A 15,515-nucleotide genomic window follows, 5' to 3' on the forward strand; every position below is an offset into this window, starting at 1 on the left:
TTATGCCCGTCGCCATCGTCACCGGCGCCTCGCGCGGCCTCGGACTCGCCGTCGCCGCCGACCTCGCCGACCACGGCTGGTCTCTCGTCGTCGACGCCCGAAACGCCGCACCGCTGCGGGACGCCGAAGCCGAACTCAGGTCCCGTGCCGGCTCGCGGCAGCAGATCATCGCCCTGGCGGGTTCCGTCGCCGACGCAGACCACCGCGCCGACCTGGTGGCGGCCGCCGACGACCTCGGCGGCCTCGACCTTCTGGTCAACAACGCGGGCATTCTCGGGCCGAGCCCACTGCCCGGACTGTCCGTCCTCGGCGCCGCGGCGTACCGCGAGATCCTCGAGATCGGTGTCGTGGCGCCGCTCAGCCTGACCCAGCTCGCCCTCCCGTCGCTCCGGCGCCACCACGGCGCGATCGTCAACGTGACCAGTGACGCCGCGGTCGAGGCCTACGCCGGCTGGGGTGGGTACGGCTCGGCCAAGGCCGCGCTGGAGCAGTGGTCGCGGGTCCTCTCCGTCGAGCTCGCCGAGTCCGGCGAGGACGTGCGCGTCTGGTGGGTCGATCCAGGCGACCTCCGCACCGAGATGCACCAGGACGCCTTCCCTGGCGAGGACATCTCCGACCGCCCCCTGCCCGACACGGTGGCAGCGGCGTTCCGACGGCTCGCCGCCGAACGCCCCGCGAGCGGCCGCCACCGCGCCGCCGACATCCTGACGGGAGCCCCGGCATGACCCTGACCACCCAGCACCCGCGTTCCGCACTCCAGCACCCGCGCGAGGCCGCCCTTCCCCGGGCGGCCGGGCAGCCGGGCGAGCTTCCCGGGCCCTCGCTCGACTTCGTGCTCCCGCCCGAGCTCGAGGCACACGAACCACCGGAGGCACGCGGCCTGACCCGGGACGGCGTGCGCCTGCTGCTCGGCGCACAGGACGGGAAGCAGACGCGGGTGAGCCACCACCGGTTCGCCGACCTGGCCGACCTGCTCGCACCCGGTGACGTCCTGGTCGTGAACCGCTCCGGAACCATCCCCGCGGCCGTGGACCTGGACCGCGACAGCGCGGGCGATCGATCGGTCCACTTCTCCACCCTGGCTCCCGACGGGACATGGCTCGTCGAGCTTCGACGGGGCGAGAGACCCGATCCCGGCGGTCGGCCCGGCGAGCGGATCGCGCTGCCCGAGGACGCCGCACTCGTCCTGCGGGAGCGGCACGTCTCCGGACGTCTGTGGCACGCCGTACCGACCTTCCCCGACGTACCCGGCTATCTCGCCCGCAACGGCCGGCCGATCCGTTACGGCTACGTCGCGCGGTCGTGGCCGCTCGACGCCTACCAGACCGCCTTCGCCACCGTGCCGGGCAGCGCGGAGATGCCGAGCGCGGGTCGTCCGTTCACTCCGGAGATCGTGACCAGGCTGGTCGCGAACGGTGTCCTCGTCGTACCGGTGACCCTGCACACCGGAGTGGCGTCACCGGAGTTCCACGAACCGCCGTACGCCGAATGGTTCGAGGTGCCCGAGGCGACCGCACGCGTGGTGAACGACGCGACCGTGCGGGGCGCCCGGGTCGTCGCGGTCGGCACGACGGTGGTCCGGGCACTGGAGTCGGCCGGCGCCGGCGGCGCGGTGGTCGCCGGACAGGGATGGACGGATCTGGTGATCACCCCCGAACGCGGCGTCTCGGTCGTCTCGGGGCTGCTGACCGGCTTCCACGAGCCACGGGCCTCGCACCTGCTGATGCTCGAGGCGATGGCCGGGCCGGAGCTGGTCCGCCGCTGCTACGCGGCCGCGGTCGACGCGGGCTACCTGTGGCACGAGTTCGGCGACGTCAACCTGCTCCTGCCCTGACGGCCAGACCGGACGTCGACCAATGTCCGGTCTGGCCTGTCAAGGGCAGGTTGGCAGGGCGCGCGGCGCGGGCGTGTCCGGTCCCGGACCCGACCGCGCGACCAAGGGCCCGGACCGCCTAGGTTCGGAGTGTGAGCGTGCTGAAACCACAGTCGAAGGTGCTCTTCATCGGCGACAGCATCACCGACGCCGGCCGGGACCGCACCGATCCCGACGATCTCGGTCGCGGCTACCCGCGCCTGGTCGCCGCCACCTACGCCGAGGCCCACCCAGGAGACGGGGTCCGGTTCCTCAACCGGGGCATCAGCGGCAACCGGGTCCGCGACCTGCGCGCCCGCTGGGAGCCCGACTGTCTGGATCTCGCCCCCGACGTGGTGTCGGTCATGATCGGCATCAACGACACCTGGCGGCGCTACGACCGCGCGGACGCCACCTCGGCCGAGGACTTCGCCGCCGACTACGAGCGGATCCTCGCGCTCACCACGGACCGGCTCACCGCCCGGCTGGTTCTGGTCGAGCCCTTCCTGCTCCCGGTCCGCCCGGGCCAGGACTCCTGGCGGGAGGACCTCGACCCCAAGATCGCCGTCGTCCGCCGGCTGGCCCGGGAGTACGCCGCCACCCTGGTGCCACTCGACACGATCGTCACGGCGGCCGCCGCAAACCGCGACGCCGCCGAACTCGCGGGCGACGGCGTACACCCCACCATGGAAGGACACGCACTCATCGCCGGCTCCTGGCTCGAGGCGACGACCTGAGACGCCGCCGCGGGCGGGTGCCCGCCAGGGAGTCTCCATGGAGAAGATCAGCGAACGGCTCCTGAGCTGGGCCTCGGTCCTGGAACCGAGGACCAGGCAGCAGGCCGAGACGACGGCGGGCATGCCGTTCATCTACCCGCATATGGCACTGATGCCCGACGCGCACCTCGGCAAGGGGGCGACGGTCGGCTCGGTGATCCCGACGTTGGGCGCGATCATCCCCGCCGCGGTCGGCGTCGACATCGGGTGCGGCATGATCGCCGTCCGCACGCGGTTCGACGTCGACGACCTCGGTGACCGCGACCGGAAGGTGTTACGGCACTCGATCGAACGTGCCGTCCCCCTGTCGGCGGGACACCACAACAAGGCGCTCACCGACACCGCCCGCAAGCGGATCGCCCACCTCGAGGACCTGGCCGAGGTCGACTACGACGACGTGTCCCGCACCTGGCGGTCGCAGCTCGGTTCGCTCGGATCCGGCAACCACTTCATCGAGGTCAGTGTGGACGAGGAACGCCGGGTCTGGCTCTTCCTCCACTCCGGCTCCCGCGGCATCGGCAACAAGCTCGCCACCCGGCACATCGACGTGGCGAGGACCCAACTGAGCAGGCAGCACGTCCAGTTGCCCGACCCCGACCTCGCGTACCTCCAGGAAGGTACGAAGGAGTTCGACACCTACATCCGGGACCTTCGCTGGGCACAGGAGTTCGCGTTGCTGAACCGCGAGGAGATGATGGACCGGCTGGTCGACCGCTTCGAGCGTTGGATGGGTACGCCGATCGAGGAGGTGGAGCGCATCAACTGCCACCACAACTTCACCCAGCGGGAGACACACTTCGGCAGGCAGGTCTGGCTCAGCCGCAAAGGAGCGATCGAGGCGACCTTGGGCAAGCCCGGGTTGATCCCGGGCTCGATGGGCACCGCGAGCTACGTCGTGACCGGGAAGGGCAATTCGGTCGCGCTGAACTCCTCACCGCACGGAGCCGGCCGCGCCTACTCCCGCCGGGCGGCGCGCAAGACCTTCACCCGCGAGCAGTTGCGGGCGGCGATGAAGGGCATCGAGTACCGCGACACCCCCGCGTTCCTCGACGAGATTCCCCAGGCGTACAAGGACATCGACCAGGTGATGGCCGACGCCGCCGACCTGGTGGAGATCCAGCACACCCTCCACCAGATAGTCAACGTCAAAGGCGACTGAGGGTCGCGACGTCCCGCATCCACGCTGGCGGCGTTGTCGTCCTCCCGACCTCACTTCACGTGGACGGTGGTGGTGCCGAGCAGCGGCGTGCCGTCGCGCGTCTCACCGACCAGCCGAGCGGTCTGCTCGCCGGTCTGGAAACGCGTCCCGTCGACCCGGAACCGCAGCACGAGGCTGCCGTCCCGCACTCGTCCCCGGCCCACCGGTCGCGCGCCACGTGTCCCGGTCGCGTAGTCGGCCGACCCGAAACGCAGCGACGCCACGTCCACCGAGGTCGTCGGGTCGAACCCGTTCCTGCGGCCGACCACCACCTCCACCAGGCCGTGCCCGTCGCCGCGGACCGTCGACGTCACCTCCACGTCCACCAGGACAGGGAGATCGGTGAAGAAGTAACTGCTCCCACCGGGCCCCACGACGAGCCGGTCCCGCACGAAGGCCATGTTGAACGCGAAGTTCTGGTCGTTGATCCGCTCCAGCGCCTCGAACGTCGTTCCTCGGTCGTCGCTGTAGAGCACGTGGGGTTCGTCCTCGAGGGCGACCGCGATCCGCTCCGGATGGTGCGCGTCGTAGGCCACCGCGTTGACCCGCGCGTCGACGAGCTTTCGCCACGTACGACCGCCGTCCAGGGTCTCCCACGCGCCGCCCTGTCCGGAGGAGATCGCGACCAGGAACCGTCCGTCGGTGCTCGGGTCCGCGGTCACCTGGTAGGCCTCGCCACCGAAGTCGACCTCGGGAACGAACCACTCGCCGGTCCGGGCGTCCCAGCACTGGAGCGGGCCGTCATACCAGGGCGCGAGGACGATCGTGCCGTCGCCGGACATCGCGAGCGGGTCGTTGTAGGAGAAGGTCTGCGCGGGAACCGAGCCGGTGAGAGTACCCGGCAGTTCCGCCCAGGTGGCACCACCATCGGTCGAGCGGTAGACGCCAACACCTCCTTGACGACCGGTGCCTTCCGGGAAACCGCCCCAACTGGTGCCGGTGTACTGCTCGTAGGTGCCCCCGATGGCCGCCACGACGTACTCCGCGTCCTTGGGGTGCACGGCGAGACCCATCACCGCCGGCGACACCGGGTTGGGGTCGCCGTCACTGGGGCCGTAGAAGTCCTCGTACCACGCGAGCGACTCGTTCAACTCCACCGCGGGCAGGCCGCCCTTCGCGGCGTCGACCGACGTCCACGTCACGCCCTTGTCGGTACTGACGCAGATCCGGCCGACCGGAGGCTCGGTGTTGTAGTTGGCCGACGCGGCGTAGATCCGGTTCGGGTCCGCCGGGCTCACCGCGAGGGTGTTGAGGATGTGGATGTCGGGGTAGCGGTGGAACTCGTAGCGTTCACCCTGGTCACCCAACCGGAAGTACATCCAGTCCGCGGTCGCCGCGTGCACGAGGTCGCTACCGGGTGCCGGATCCTGGACGACCTCCATGGTCACCATCTCCTCCAGGCCCATGCTGGAGTACGTCCACTGCCGACCGGCGTCGGTGCTCCGGTACGTCGCGTAGGTGGACGTGAGGTACCACTCGTCCGGGTCGGCGGGGTTGAACGCCACCGCGGACACGTCGTCGATCGTCGGCCGGCGGGTCTCCTCCCACCAGGCGTCGTCGTCGACCGTGCTCTGGTTCCCGTCGCTGTAGGCCTCCCACGTCGACCCGCCGGCGGGAAGCCGCCAGATGCTCACGCCGTAGTCGGGCTCGCCGCTGAACAGCAGGACCTCACCGGGCCGGGTCTCGATCAGCTGGAAGTTGGTCTGCGGCAGTCCCGCCATGAACGGCGCCCAGGTCCGTCCGCCGTCGGTGGAGCGCTTGACCGTGGGGCCCACGCCCATGCCGATGTCGGGATCGAAGTAGCCGTAGAGCACGTCCGCGTGGTCGGGATCGAACCGGAACTCCGAGGGGTACTCCTGCGTGAGCTTGGTCCAGGTGTCACCCCGGTCGGTGCTGCGCCACAGGCCCGGTACGAAGGTCCGGCCGGAGCTGCGGTCCTGCGGCTGGGACACGACGTACACCGTGCCGGGGTGGTGCGGGTCGAAGTGCACGTCGGCGGTCTGGATGCCGGCCGGGCTGGTCGCCAGCAGCGTCCAGGTGGCACCGCCGTCGGTCGAGCGGTACAGGCAGGGTTTCCCGCCGGCGTCGGCGAGAGTGCCCGCGACCAGGACGTCGGGGTTCGTCGGGTCACGGTCGATGACACTCCCCCGGCCGCGGAAGGTGCCGTTGGTCTCCGCGAAGTTCCGCCGTTCGACCGGATGACTCCAGACATCATCGAGGGTGAGGTCGGGGTCGCGGTACTGCGCGGTCACCCGCGTCGAGTGGTAGATGCCGTCCTGCTTGACGAGGACCAGCGTCTGCGCGTCGCGCGGGTCGACGCTCAGCGAACGCGCCGGCTGACCGTCGTCGACCATGTACCAGTACGCGCCGCGGTCGTCGCTGCGGTAGGTCCCGCTGGCGTCGTTGCGGAGGTAGACGACGTCCGGGTTCGCCGGCGTGGTGTGGATCCCGGTGACGTAACCGCCCGCGCCGAGGAACGTGTGCGTCCACGCGCCGTACGTTGGCATTCCGGTGGGCCCGTAGCGAGGCGGTCCCTGGTAGGCAAAGCTCGGCGTCGGGCCCGCGCCCGACGCGACCCCGGGTGCGGACGTGGGGACAGGGGACGCCTGCGCTGTGCCCTCCCGGCCGGCGAGGACACTCGCGGCACCCACCGCTGTGGCCGCGAGGAGCGTGCGCCGGGACAGCGGGAGTCCGCGCGCGGACAGGTCAGCATTCATGTCGAAACCTCACGCCGTAGGCGAACCGAGGGCTGGCTCCCACCAGAGCTGGAAGCGACATGCGACTGCCCGACCAGGCAAGCAGTGGCCTCCGGGCCGGTCAAGGGTGGCGACCGTAACCAGCCGCGGCGTGGCCGGACGGCGGTCAGATGCGCGGCCGATGAACCTGGCGGTGCGTCCCGCCCTCGCCAGACCGGGATTCCTCCGCCAGGTGGGCGAGCAGGAGCAGCCGCTCATGGGACTCCGTCCCTCGCTCGGCGTGGTAGGTGACGAGCATCTGGCCATGCGTACCGGGCAGGGCGAGCTTCTCGTACTGGAGGTCGAGCGGACCGACCTGCGGGTGCAGGAGGCGGGTGAGCCCACTGGTCTGCTGGCGGACGTCCTGGCGAGCCCACAGCGTCCGGAACCGCTCGCTGCGCAGGCTGAGTTCGCCGACGAGTTCCACCAGCCCGGGATCGTCGAGCCCGCCGCCGATGATCGACCGCAGGTAGGCCACCGCCTTCGCGGTCATTTCGCCCCAGTCGCGGTAGAACTCCCGCATCTCCGGCTCGAGGAAGGCCGCTCGCAGGGTGTTGGTGCCCGGCGCGAAGTACGGGCTGAGCGCGACGGCCAGGGAGTTCGCGGCCAGAGTCGTGAGGTAGCGGCTCTGGACCATCGCCGGCGTGGTGGTCCAGTTGTCGATCAGGGTCTGGACGCTGGCGCTGACCCGCTCCGACCGGGCGGGGCGGTGGCGGGCGGATCGCGCCGGGCGGGCGAGGTCGCGCAGGTAGGTCTCCGCGTCCGGATCGAGTCGCATGGCCCCTGCGATGGCGTCGAGGACCTGGTCGGAGGGGTGCTGGTCGCGGCCCTGCTCCAGGCGCAGGTAGTACTCCACGCTGATGCCGGCCAGGAGAGCGACCTCCTCCCGGCGCAGCCCTGGCACCCGACGGCGGCCTCCGGGGGGCAGCCCGACCTCCTCCGGGCGCAGACGTTCGCGGCGAACCCGCAGGTAGTCGCCCAGTCTGCTGCCCGTCGCCATGGTCCCCAGCGTAGGAGGCGGCCGGACGCGCAACCTGCCCCCGCGAGTACTAGTGTCAACAGGGTCTTACTGTCGGTGATGAGCGGCCGCACGATCGATCCATGACTGATCTTCACGTTCCTGGTACGCCGTTCGGATTCGCCTCGACCGCCGACGACGTCCTCGCCGGGGTGGACCTGTCCGGCACCCGAGCGCTCGTCACCGGCGCCACGTCGGGCATCGGCACCGAGACCGCCCGTGCCCTCGCCGCCGCGGGTGCCACGGTCGTACTCGGCGTCCGCGATGTCGACGCGGGTTCGAAGACCGCCGCCGGGATCTCGGCGTCGACCGGCAACCAGGAGGTCGGTGTCGGTCGCATCGACCTCGCCGACCTGGCCTCGGTCCGCGCGTTCGTCGGCACCTGGCGGGGACCGCTGCACATGCTCGTCACCAACGCGGGGATCATGGCGCTGCCGGAGCTTACCCGTACCCCCGAGGGCCGGGAGATGCAGTTCGCGGTGAACTTCCTGGGACATTTCGTCCTCGCCGTCGGCCTGCACGACGCCCTCGCCCGGGCGGACGGCGCACGCGTCGTGTCCCTCAGCTCCAGCGCCCACCTGGCCGGTCCGCCGGTCCTCGACGACGTCGACTACCGCTTCCGGCCCTACCACCCGGTGGGTGCCTACGCCGAATCGAAGACGGCGACGGCGCTGCTGGCGGTCGGCGCCACCCGGCGATGGGCGGATGACGGCATCCTGGCGAACGCCGTCAACCCCGGAGCCATCGCCACCAACCTCCAGAAGCACACCGGCGGCCTGCAGACACCGCCCGAACGCCGTAAGACCGTCGCGCAGGGCGCGGCGACGTCGGTGCTGTTGGCCGCCTCACCACTCCTGGCCGGAGTCGGGGGGCGCTACTTCGAGGACTGCGCCGAGGCCGAGGTCGTGACCGAACGGCCGGCGGGGTTCAGGGGCGGTGTCGCGCCCTACGCGCTGGACCCCGGCAACGCCGAACGGCTGTGGGAGCTCGCCTCCCGTCTGGTCTCCTGAGTCCGCAGGAGACCGACGGAGGCGAACTCGGGTGTGCTCGGGGACAACCGGGGGTCAGGCGCCCATCGCGTGATAGCCACCGTCGACGTGCACGATCTCCCCCGTCGTCTTCGGGAAGAAGTCCGACAGGAGCGCGACGACCGCGCGCCCGGTGGCGTCGCTGTCGGTCGTGTCCCAGCCGAGCGGCGCCCGCTCGCTCCAGATGTTCTCGACCCGTTCGATGCCGGGGATGCCACCGGCCGCGATGGTCTTGGTGTAACCCGCCGAGACCAGGTTGACCCGGATCCCCCTCGGACCGAGGTCACGGGCGAGGTAGCGCGCGCACGACTCCAGGCCGGCCTTCGCCACGCCCATCCAGTCATAGGACGGCCAGGCCACCGAGGCGTCGAAGGTGAGTCCGACGACCGAGGAACCCTCGCTCAGCAGCGGCAGCACGGCCGTCGTCAGCGACTTCAGCGAGTACGCCGACACCTGCAGCGCGGTGGCCGCGTCGGGCCAGCTGGTGTCGAGGAAGTTGCCGCCGAGCGCCTCCTGCGGGGCGAAGGCGATCGAGTGCACCACGCCGTCGAGACCGTCGACGTGTGCCCGCAGGGAGTCGGCGAGCCCGGCGAGGTGTTCGTCGTTCGTGACGTCGAGCTCGAGCACCGCCGGCTCGACCGGCAGCCGCTTCGCGATCCGGCGCGTGATCGACAGCGCCCGGCCGAAGTTGGTGATGACGACCTGCGCGCCCTGCTCCTGTGCGACCCTCGCCGCCGCGAAGCCGAGCGAGGAGTCCATGGTCACGCCCGCGACCAGGATGCGCTTGCCCTCGAGAATCCCGCCCATTGTCAGTGCCCCATCCCTAGTCCGCCGTCAACCGGGATGACGGCCCCGGTGATGTATGCCGCCTCATCGCTTGCCACCCACCGGATCACCCGCGCCACTTCTTCGGTGCTGGTGTACCTGGCCAGCGGAATCTGCTTGAGGTACTGCTTTTGTAGCTCCTCCGACAGCACCTCGGTCAGGGCGGTTTCCACAAAACCAGGTGCCACGACGTTGGCGGTAATGCCCCTCGAACCGAGCTCACGGGCGATCGAACGGGCCATCCCGACCATCCCGGCCTTGCTGGCCGCGTAGTTGACCTGGCCGGCGCCGCCGAAGAGTCCGACGACGGACGACACCAGGACGATCCGGCCGCGACGCAGCCGCAGCATCCCCTTGGCGGCCCGCTTCGCGACCCGGAACGCGCCGGAGAGGTTGGTCTCGATGACGCTCGACCAGTCCTCCTCGCTCATCCGCAGCAGCAGGGTGTCGCGGGTGATGCCGGCGTTGGCGACCAGGACCTCGACCGGCCCCTGCTTCTCCTCGATCTCCGCGAACGCGGCCTCGACGGTGTCGGGCTCGGTCACGTCGCACTTCACCGCGAGGAAGCCCTCCGGTGGCTCGCCGCCACGGTAGGTGACGGCCACGTCGTCGCCCGCCTCCCGGAACGCCTGCGCGGTCGCCAACCCGATGCCCCGGGTGCCGCCAGTCACCAGCACCGATCGACCCACGAACGCCTCCCTGGTCCTGTGCCGGGGGCGCGGTCCTGCCACCCGGCCTTAGCTCTGTCCGGCCCGTTCGCCGGGCCCTACGATCCGGTCCGGCCGTGTCGACGGCCCCGTTCTGGCCCCGTCGTCCGGTCTGTTCTCTGGTCACGGAACGCTAGCAGCCGTGCTGTCGATCATCCGTCCTGAGGCTTGTCGGACCGGGGTCCGCTGCCTTCGTCCCGTCGTACCACGGAGCTGACCGCTTCCGGCCGGCGGCGCGCCCGTTTCGTCCTCGATCCGTGCCCTGATACGTGGACTCGACCTGGCGGGCGGCGTGGGCGGCCGACCTGGTCCGGACGCCGGGCTGCCGCGGCACCAGGTCGGTCCACGACAATGCCCCGATGACGAATCTTGGGTCACTCGGGCCAACCGGACCAGCGAGGCTCGAAGCGGCGGCCCGGTCGGCGATGTCGGGGCACGTGTACGACTACATCGCCACCGGCTCAGGTGTGGAGGAAACCCTCGCGGCGAACGAGGCGGCCTGGCGAGACCTCCTCCTGCGGCCGCGCGTCCTGCGCGACGTGACGACCGTCGACACCTCGACGACGGTGCTCGGCACGCCGGTCTCGGCGCCGGTGCTGGTCGCCCCGACCGGCTACCAGCGGCTCGTCCACCCCGAGGGCGAGGTCGGCATGGCCGCCGGTTCGGCGCGGGCGGGATCCCTGCTGACGCTGTCGACACGGGCCACCGTGACCTTCGAGGAGCTGGTGGAGGTGTCCGGACCCTGGTGGCTGCAGCTTTACATCCTGCGCGACCGCGGCCTCACCGAGACGATCGTGCAGCGTGCCGCCGCGGCGGGGGCGAGGGCGCTGGTGCTGACCGTCGACACGCCCTACGTCGCGCGCAAGGCCCGGCGGACGCCGTTCCCGCCGGACGTCGTCTCGCCGGTGCTGGTGCCCGAACTCCAGGCCCGCGACGACAAGGGGGTCTGGCAGGACCCGGGCGTGACGGTCGCGGACCTCGCCTGGCTGGCAGAGATCTCCGGCCTGCCGCTCGTCGTCAAGGGCGTCCTGCGTGGGGACGAGGCACGCGCGTGCGTCGACGCGGGCGCCGCCGCGATCTGGGTCTCCAACCACGGTGGCCGCCAACTGGACGGCGTCGTACCGACCGCGACCGCGCTGGCGGAGGTACGCGCCGCGGTGCCCGAGGAGGTTGAGGTCTACGTCGACGGCGGCCTCCGCACCGGTCGCGACGTCCTGCGGGCGCTGGCGCTCGGCGCCACGGCGACCTTCGTCGGCCGCCCGGCCGTGTGGGCCCTCGCGACCGAAGGCGCCGCCGGGGTGCACGACCTCCTGGTCTCACTGCGGGCCGAACTCGAGGAGGCCATGGCGCTGGCCGGCTGCCGCACCGTCGCGGAGGTGGCACCGGACCTCCTCCACCCGTGAGCGTCCCGACGTGAGCTAGCGGTACGCCTTGGACTGCAGGTCGTACAGCTCCGCGTACAGCCCGCCGTGCTCCATCAGCTCGGCGTGGCTGCCCTGCTCGAGCACCCGTCCCTTCGACAGGACGACGATCAGGTCGGCCATCCGGACAGTCGAGAAGCGGTGCGAGACCAGCAGCGTCACCGCACCGCGGCCGGCTCCGGTGCGCGCCGCCTGCGCGAAGCGCTCGAACATCGCGTGCTCCGTCTGCGCGTCCAGAGCGGCCGTGGGTTCGTCGAAGACGACCAGCAGCGGGTCGGACCGCATCAACCCGCGCCCGAGGGCGAGGCGCTGCCACTGGCCACCGGACAGGTCGACGCCACCGTCCCAGGACTTGCCGAGTTGGGTCTCGAGTCCGTTCGGCAACGCGGTGAGGACGCCGCTCGCCCCGGCGCGTTCCAGCCCGGCGAGGACGGCCGCGTCGTCGCCGATCCGCGGCTGGTCGGCGACCCCGACCGTCTCCCGGGCGAGGAACTCGAAGGCCACATGGTCCTGGAACGCCGCGCTCACCCGCGCCCGCCACCGCTCGACCGGAATCCGCGCGAGCGGCGTGCCGTCGACCAGGATCTGCCCTGTGTCGGGGCGGTAGAAGTCGCAGAGCATCTTCACCAGCGTCGTCTTTCCGGCGCCGTTCTCGCCGACGAGCGCGACGACCGTGCCGGCCGGCAGGTGCAGCGACAGCCGGTCGAGCACGGTGCGCGAGGTGTCCGGGTAGCCGAAGGAGACGTCCCGCAGTTCGATCCCCTGGGTCAGCCGGTCCGGCACGTCCGCCGGGTCGCTCGGCACGTACGCCGTGTCCCGCGCGTAGTCCTCCAGCCACACCAGCCGAACGCCGATCCGGAGTACCCACATGAAGTGCGTGCCGTACATGACGGCGCTGTAGACGATGCCGGTGAGCTGCGCGGCCAGCCCGATCGCGAGGACCACGTCACCGGGGCTCGCCTGCCCACGAACGGCCCGTAGGAGGACGAACGCGATCGCCGCGACGTAGGCCAGCGCGAACACCAGCGCGTCGACCACGCCGAGTGCCGCTCCCTGCCAGGTCGCGCGGTTGCGTTCGTCGATCACCTTCCGCGCGACGGCGTGGTGCCGGTCCAGCAGTTCGCCAGTGAGCCCGAAGACCCGGAGTTCCTTGCCGGACGGCGCGGAGGTGGCGATGTCGAAGATGTGCCGCCGCAGCCGCTCCGGTTCGGTGGTGAGCTCCTGCGCGGTGACGTCGAGGTCCCTGGCCCGCTTGCCGACCGCGATGGAGACCACGGCGACGAACGGCAGCGCCAGCAGGACCGGATGGATCTGCGCGAGGAGAACCCCTGCCGCGCCCAGCGAGACCACCGCGCGGAGGATGCCGGCGGTGGCGTTGGTCATCGAACCGAGCGCGCCGCTCTCCTCGCGGATGCGCTGAACCTGGTCGAGGTACTCCGGTCGTTCGTGGTGGGCGAGCCCGTCGACGCCGCCCATCAGCTCCATCAGCCGGCGGTCGGCGTATGCCCGGGCGCGCTCCATCACTCCGAAGGCACAGTCGACGTAGTAGAAGACGGTGACGAGGTTGACCGCCACCATCACGGCGACGAGGACGCCCGCGAGGACCCCCAGCCGCAGGTCGTGGGCGACCACGGCGTCGATCAGCAGCTTCCCGCCGTAGGCGGCGACCGGAGCACCGAGCGACATGATCACTCCGGTCACCAGCTGGAACGTCGCCTGCCAGGGCGCGGCACGGAAGCCGATCCGGATCAGCATCCGGTAGGCGCGCAACGTCTCACGCATGGCGGTCGGTCCCTTCTGCGTGCTGGGCGTGGGAGGACCCGCGCGAGGTCGAGGTCGAGGTCGCGTCGTCGAGGAAGCGGGCCGCCTGCAGGGTGAACATCCGTGCGTAGCGACCGTCCAGGTCGAGGAGCTCCTCGTGGGTACCGTCCTCGACCACGCCACCGTCGGAGAGGACGACGATCCGGTCGGCCCGTCGGACGGTCGAGAAGCGGTGCGAGATCAGGCACGTGGTGAGGCCCTCGGTGAGTTCGAGGAAGCGGTCGTACAGCTGCGCCTCGGCGCGGACGTCGAGCGCCGCGGTCGGCTCGTCGAGGATGAGCAGCCGGGCCCCGGCGCCGACGGCGAACATCGCGCGGGCGAGCGCGACGCGTTGCCACTGGCCGCCGGAGAGGTCGACGCCGCCGGTGTACTCCCGGGACAGCACCGTGTCCCATCCGCGCGGCAGCGACTCGATCAGGTCGAGGACTCCCGCCTTCTCGGCGGCGGCACGCAGCCGCTCCTCGTCGTGGGCGTACGCCGGAGCACCGAGCCCGATGTTGTCCCGGACCGGCAGGTGATAGCGGGCGAAGTCCTGGAACAGCACCGCCACGCGATCCCGCCAGGCGCGTTCGTCCAGGTCGGCCAGGTTGTGGCCGTCGACGCGAAGCCGGCCGCTCGTGGGCGGGTAGAGGCCGCAGAGCAGCTTGACCAGTGAGGTCTTGCCGGCGCCGTTCTCCCCCACGATCGCGAGCGAGCGTCCGGCCGGGATCGTCAGGTCGAGACCCGCGAGGGCGGAGCGCTCGCTGCGTGGATACCGGAAGGTGACGTCCTCGAACCGGATCCGCGTCCGTGGCGCGTCCGGTGGAAGCGCGACGTCGGGCGTCGCGGTGCGCGGGCGGGTCGTCGCGACGCCCGTCGCCGCTGTCGTCCGGGCGTCCGTCACGTCGGTACCGGGCGTCTCAGTCAGGCGGGCGTCGAGCGCGAGGATCTTGGGGACCGACACGGCGCCGAAGGACAGGTGGGCGTTGTGGTCGTCGAAGGCGGTGTAGGAGTTCACCCCGGCGAGCGCCCGGGTGTAGACGGCCAGCGCCGCGAGCCCGAGGTCGCCCCGGATCGCCGCCCACACCAGCACCACGAAGGACGCGAGATTGATCACCAGCACGGCACCGCTCGCGCCGAACACCACCCGCGCACGAGGCTGGCGTACCTCCCACACCGGCCCCATCGCGGATCGCCAGGCCTGTTCGAACGCCGCGATCAGCCAGCCCAGCATTCCCCACACCCGCACCTCCTTGCCGGCCGGCGGGTTGAGTGCCAGGTCGCGGAGGTACTCCGCACGGCGCAGCGCGTCGCTGCGGCCGTAACCGACCTCGCCCACCCGGAGGTACTCTCGCTGCATCACGAACACCACGAGCGGCCAGACCACCAACCAGGCAAGGCCGACCCACCACGAGAAGAACAGCAGCACCACCGCCGAGCCCAGGGCCTGCAGCCAGGACGGCAGCACATAGGCCAGCGCCTCGACGGCGAGGCCGGGCCGGTTGGCGTCGACTCCCAGTCCCCTGACCAGCCGGACCTCGGACAGGACTGCCGGGTCCTCCAGATGGGCGATCCCGCTGGGCCGGCCGACCGCGGCGATGACGCGTTCCTGGAGGTAGCGGTCGGTCTCCCGGCCGAGGGTGACGGTGAGGGCGCTCAGCAGCGGCGCGACCACGCGCGTGACGACGATGAGGCCGCCCACCCCTCCGAGCAACCAGAGCGTCGTCCGTCCGCTCGGGGAGTCCAGTCCGGCGCGGACCGCCGTCGGGATCGACCCGATCAGCAACCCGGTCAGGACGGCGGTCGCGACCGGGAGCGCCGCCGCGATCGCCACCCCGACGGCGAGCAGGGCGGGCTTGCGCCGACTCACCCGGGGCAGCAGCCGAAGCAGGGCCACGATCCCCTGGATGGACGCCGAATGCGTCCACCGTCGCAGGAGGGAACGGACCGCACCCGATCCGGACCGGCGGGCGATCCCGTCGGGGCGGTTGGCCTGGTCGGTTTGGGCGGATACCGGAGAACGCATGACGGCATAATGGCGTCATCAAGACGTCTAGTCAACGGGAAGACGATGTCGTTCTGCCGTCGTACTGTGTCGCCGGAGTCCGGGGTGACCGAGGAAGGACAGCCCAGCGGACGGCGCGCCGTCCGCGCC

The 15,515-nt window shown here is 71.2% G+C and carries 12 protein-coding genes; 6 read left to right on the plus strand and 6 right to left on the minus strand.

The features are described from left to right. The first annotated feature begins 2 nt into the window (after positions 1-2). From HEB94_RS37860 to HEB94_RS37875, 4 genes are all read left to right on the plus strand, one after another. Positions 3-725, plus strand: coding sequence for an SDR family NAD(P)-dependent oxidoreductase (locus HEB94_RS37860; protein ID WP_192754291.1), 723 nt, complete (start codon positions 3-5; stop codon positions 723-725). Beyond that, complete coding sequence (locus tag HEB94_RS37865; RefSeq protein ID WP_192754292.1) at positions 722-1,834, plus strand: S-adenosylmethionine:tRNA ribosyltransferase-isomerase; 1,113 nt, start codon at positions 722-724, stop codon at positions 1,832-1,834. The genes HEB94_RS37860 and HEB94_RS37865 overlap by 4 nt, the downstream gene beginning before the upstream one ends. A 131-nt stretch (positions 1,835-1,965) precedes the next feature. Beyond that, positions 1,966-2,589, plus strand: coding sequence for an SGNH/GDSL hydrolase family protein (locus HEB94_RS37870; protein WP_337918192.1), 624 nt, complete (start codon positions 1,966-1,968; stop codon positions 2,587-2,589). 37 nt (positions 2,590-2,626) lie between these two features. Further along, positions 2,627-3,787, plus strand: a complete 1,161-nt coding sequence (locus HEB94_RS37875) for an RtcB family protein (protein WP_192754293.1) — start codon at positions 2,627-2,629, stop codon at positions 3,785-3,787. A gap of 50 nt (positions 3,788-3,837) precedes the next feature. On the opposite strand, the gene HEB94_RS37880 is transcribed toward HEB94_RS37875, so the two are convergent. Both HEB94_RS37880 and HEB94_RS37885 read right to left on the minus strand, forming a co-directional pair. Next, positions 3,838-6,543: a VPS10 domain-containing protein gene (locus tag HEB94_RS37880; RefSeq protein ID WP_192754294.1), complete on the minus strand. Its 2,706-nt coding sequence runs from the start codon at positions 6,541-6,543 to the stop codon at positions 3,838-3,840. A gap of 145 nt (positions 6,544-6,688) precedes the next feature. Then, on the minus strand, positions 6,689-7,561 hold the full coding sequence (locus HEB94_RS37885; protein WP_192754295.1) for a helix-turn-helix domain-containing protein: 873 nt from the start codon (positions 7,559-7,561) through the stop codon (positions 6,689-6,691). Positions 7,562-7,662: 101 nt separating this feature from the next. Between HEB94_RS37885 and HEB94_RS37890 the strand changes: the two genes are divergently transcribed. Beyond that, positions 7,663-8,589: an SDR family NAD(P)-dependent oxidoreductase gene (locus HEB94_RS37890; RefSeq protein ID WP_192754296.1), complete on the plus strand. Its 927-nt coding sequence runs from the start codon at positions 7,663-7,665 to the stop codon at positions 8,587-8,589. Positions 8,590-8,643: 54 nt separating this feature from the next. Here the strand turns inward: HEB94_RS37890 and fabI are convergent, their stop codons facing one another. Next, the gene (gene fabI / locus HEB94_RS37895) at positions 8,644-9,414 is read right to left on the minus strand and encodes an enoyl-ACP reductase FabI (protein ID WP_192754297.1); all 771 of its coding nucleotides are present in this window, start codon (positions 9,412-9,414) and stop codon (positions 8,644-8,646) included. Between the two features lie 2 nt (positions 9,415-9,416). Continuing rightward, positions 9,417-10,121, minus strand: a complete 705-nt coding sequence (locus tag HEB94_RS37900; RefSeq protein WP_192754298.1) for a 3-oxoacyl-ACP reductase FabG — start codon at positions 10,119-10,121, stop codon at positions 9,417-9,419. A gap of 377 nt (positions 10,122-10,498) precedes the next feature. Here HEB94_RS37900 and HEB94_RS37905 point away from each other — a divergent pair, with 377 nt between their 5' ends. Further along, positions 10,499-11,542, plus strand: coding sequence for an alpha-hydroxy acid oxidase (locus HEB94_RS37905; protein WP_192754299.1), 1,044 nt, complete (start codon positions 10,499-10,501; stop codon positions 11,540-11,542). A gap of 15 nt (positions 11,543-11,557) precedes the next feature. Here the strand turns inward: HEB94_RS37905 and HEB94_RS37910 are convergent, their stop codons facing one another. Together HEB94_RS37910 and HEB94_RS37915 are read right to left on the minus strand one after the other, a co-directional pair. Next, positions 11,558-13,342, minus strand: coding sequence for an ABC transporter ATP-binding protein (locus HEB94_RS37910; RefSeq protein WP_192754300.1), 1,785 nt, complete (start codon positions 13,340-13,342; stop codon positions 11,558-11,560). Further along, positions 13,335-15,386, minus strand: a complete 2,052-nt coding sequence (locus tag HEB94_RS37915) for an ABC transporter ATP-binding protein (RefSeq protein ID WP_192754301.1) — start codon at positions 15,384-15,386, stop codon at positions 13,335-13,337. The genes HEB94_RS37910 and HEB94_RS37915 overlap by 8 nt, the downstream gene beginning before the upstream one ends. Positions 15,387-15,515: the final 129 nt, after the last annotated feature.

Origin of the sequence: Actinopolymorpha pittospori (genome assembly GCF_014873875.1) — a bacterium.
Taxonomy (GTDB): domain Bacteria; phylum Actinomycetota; class Actinomycetes; order Propionibacteriales; family Actinopolymorphaceae; genus Actinopolymorpha; species Actinopolymorpha pittospori.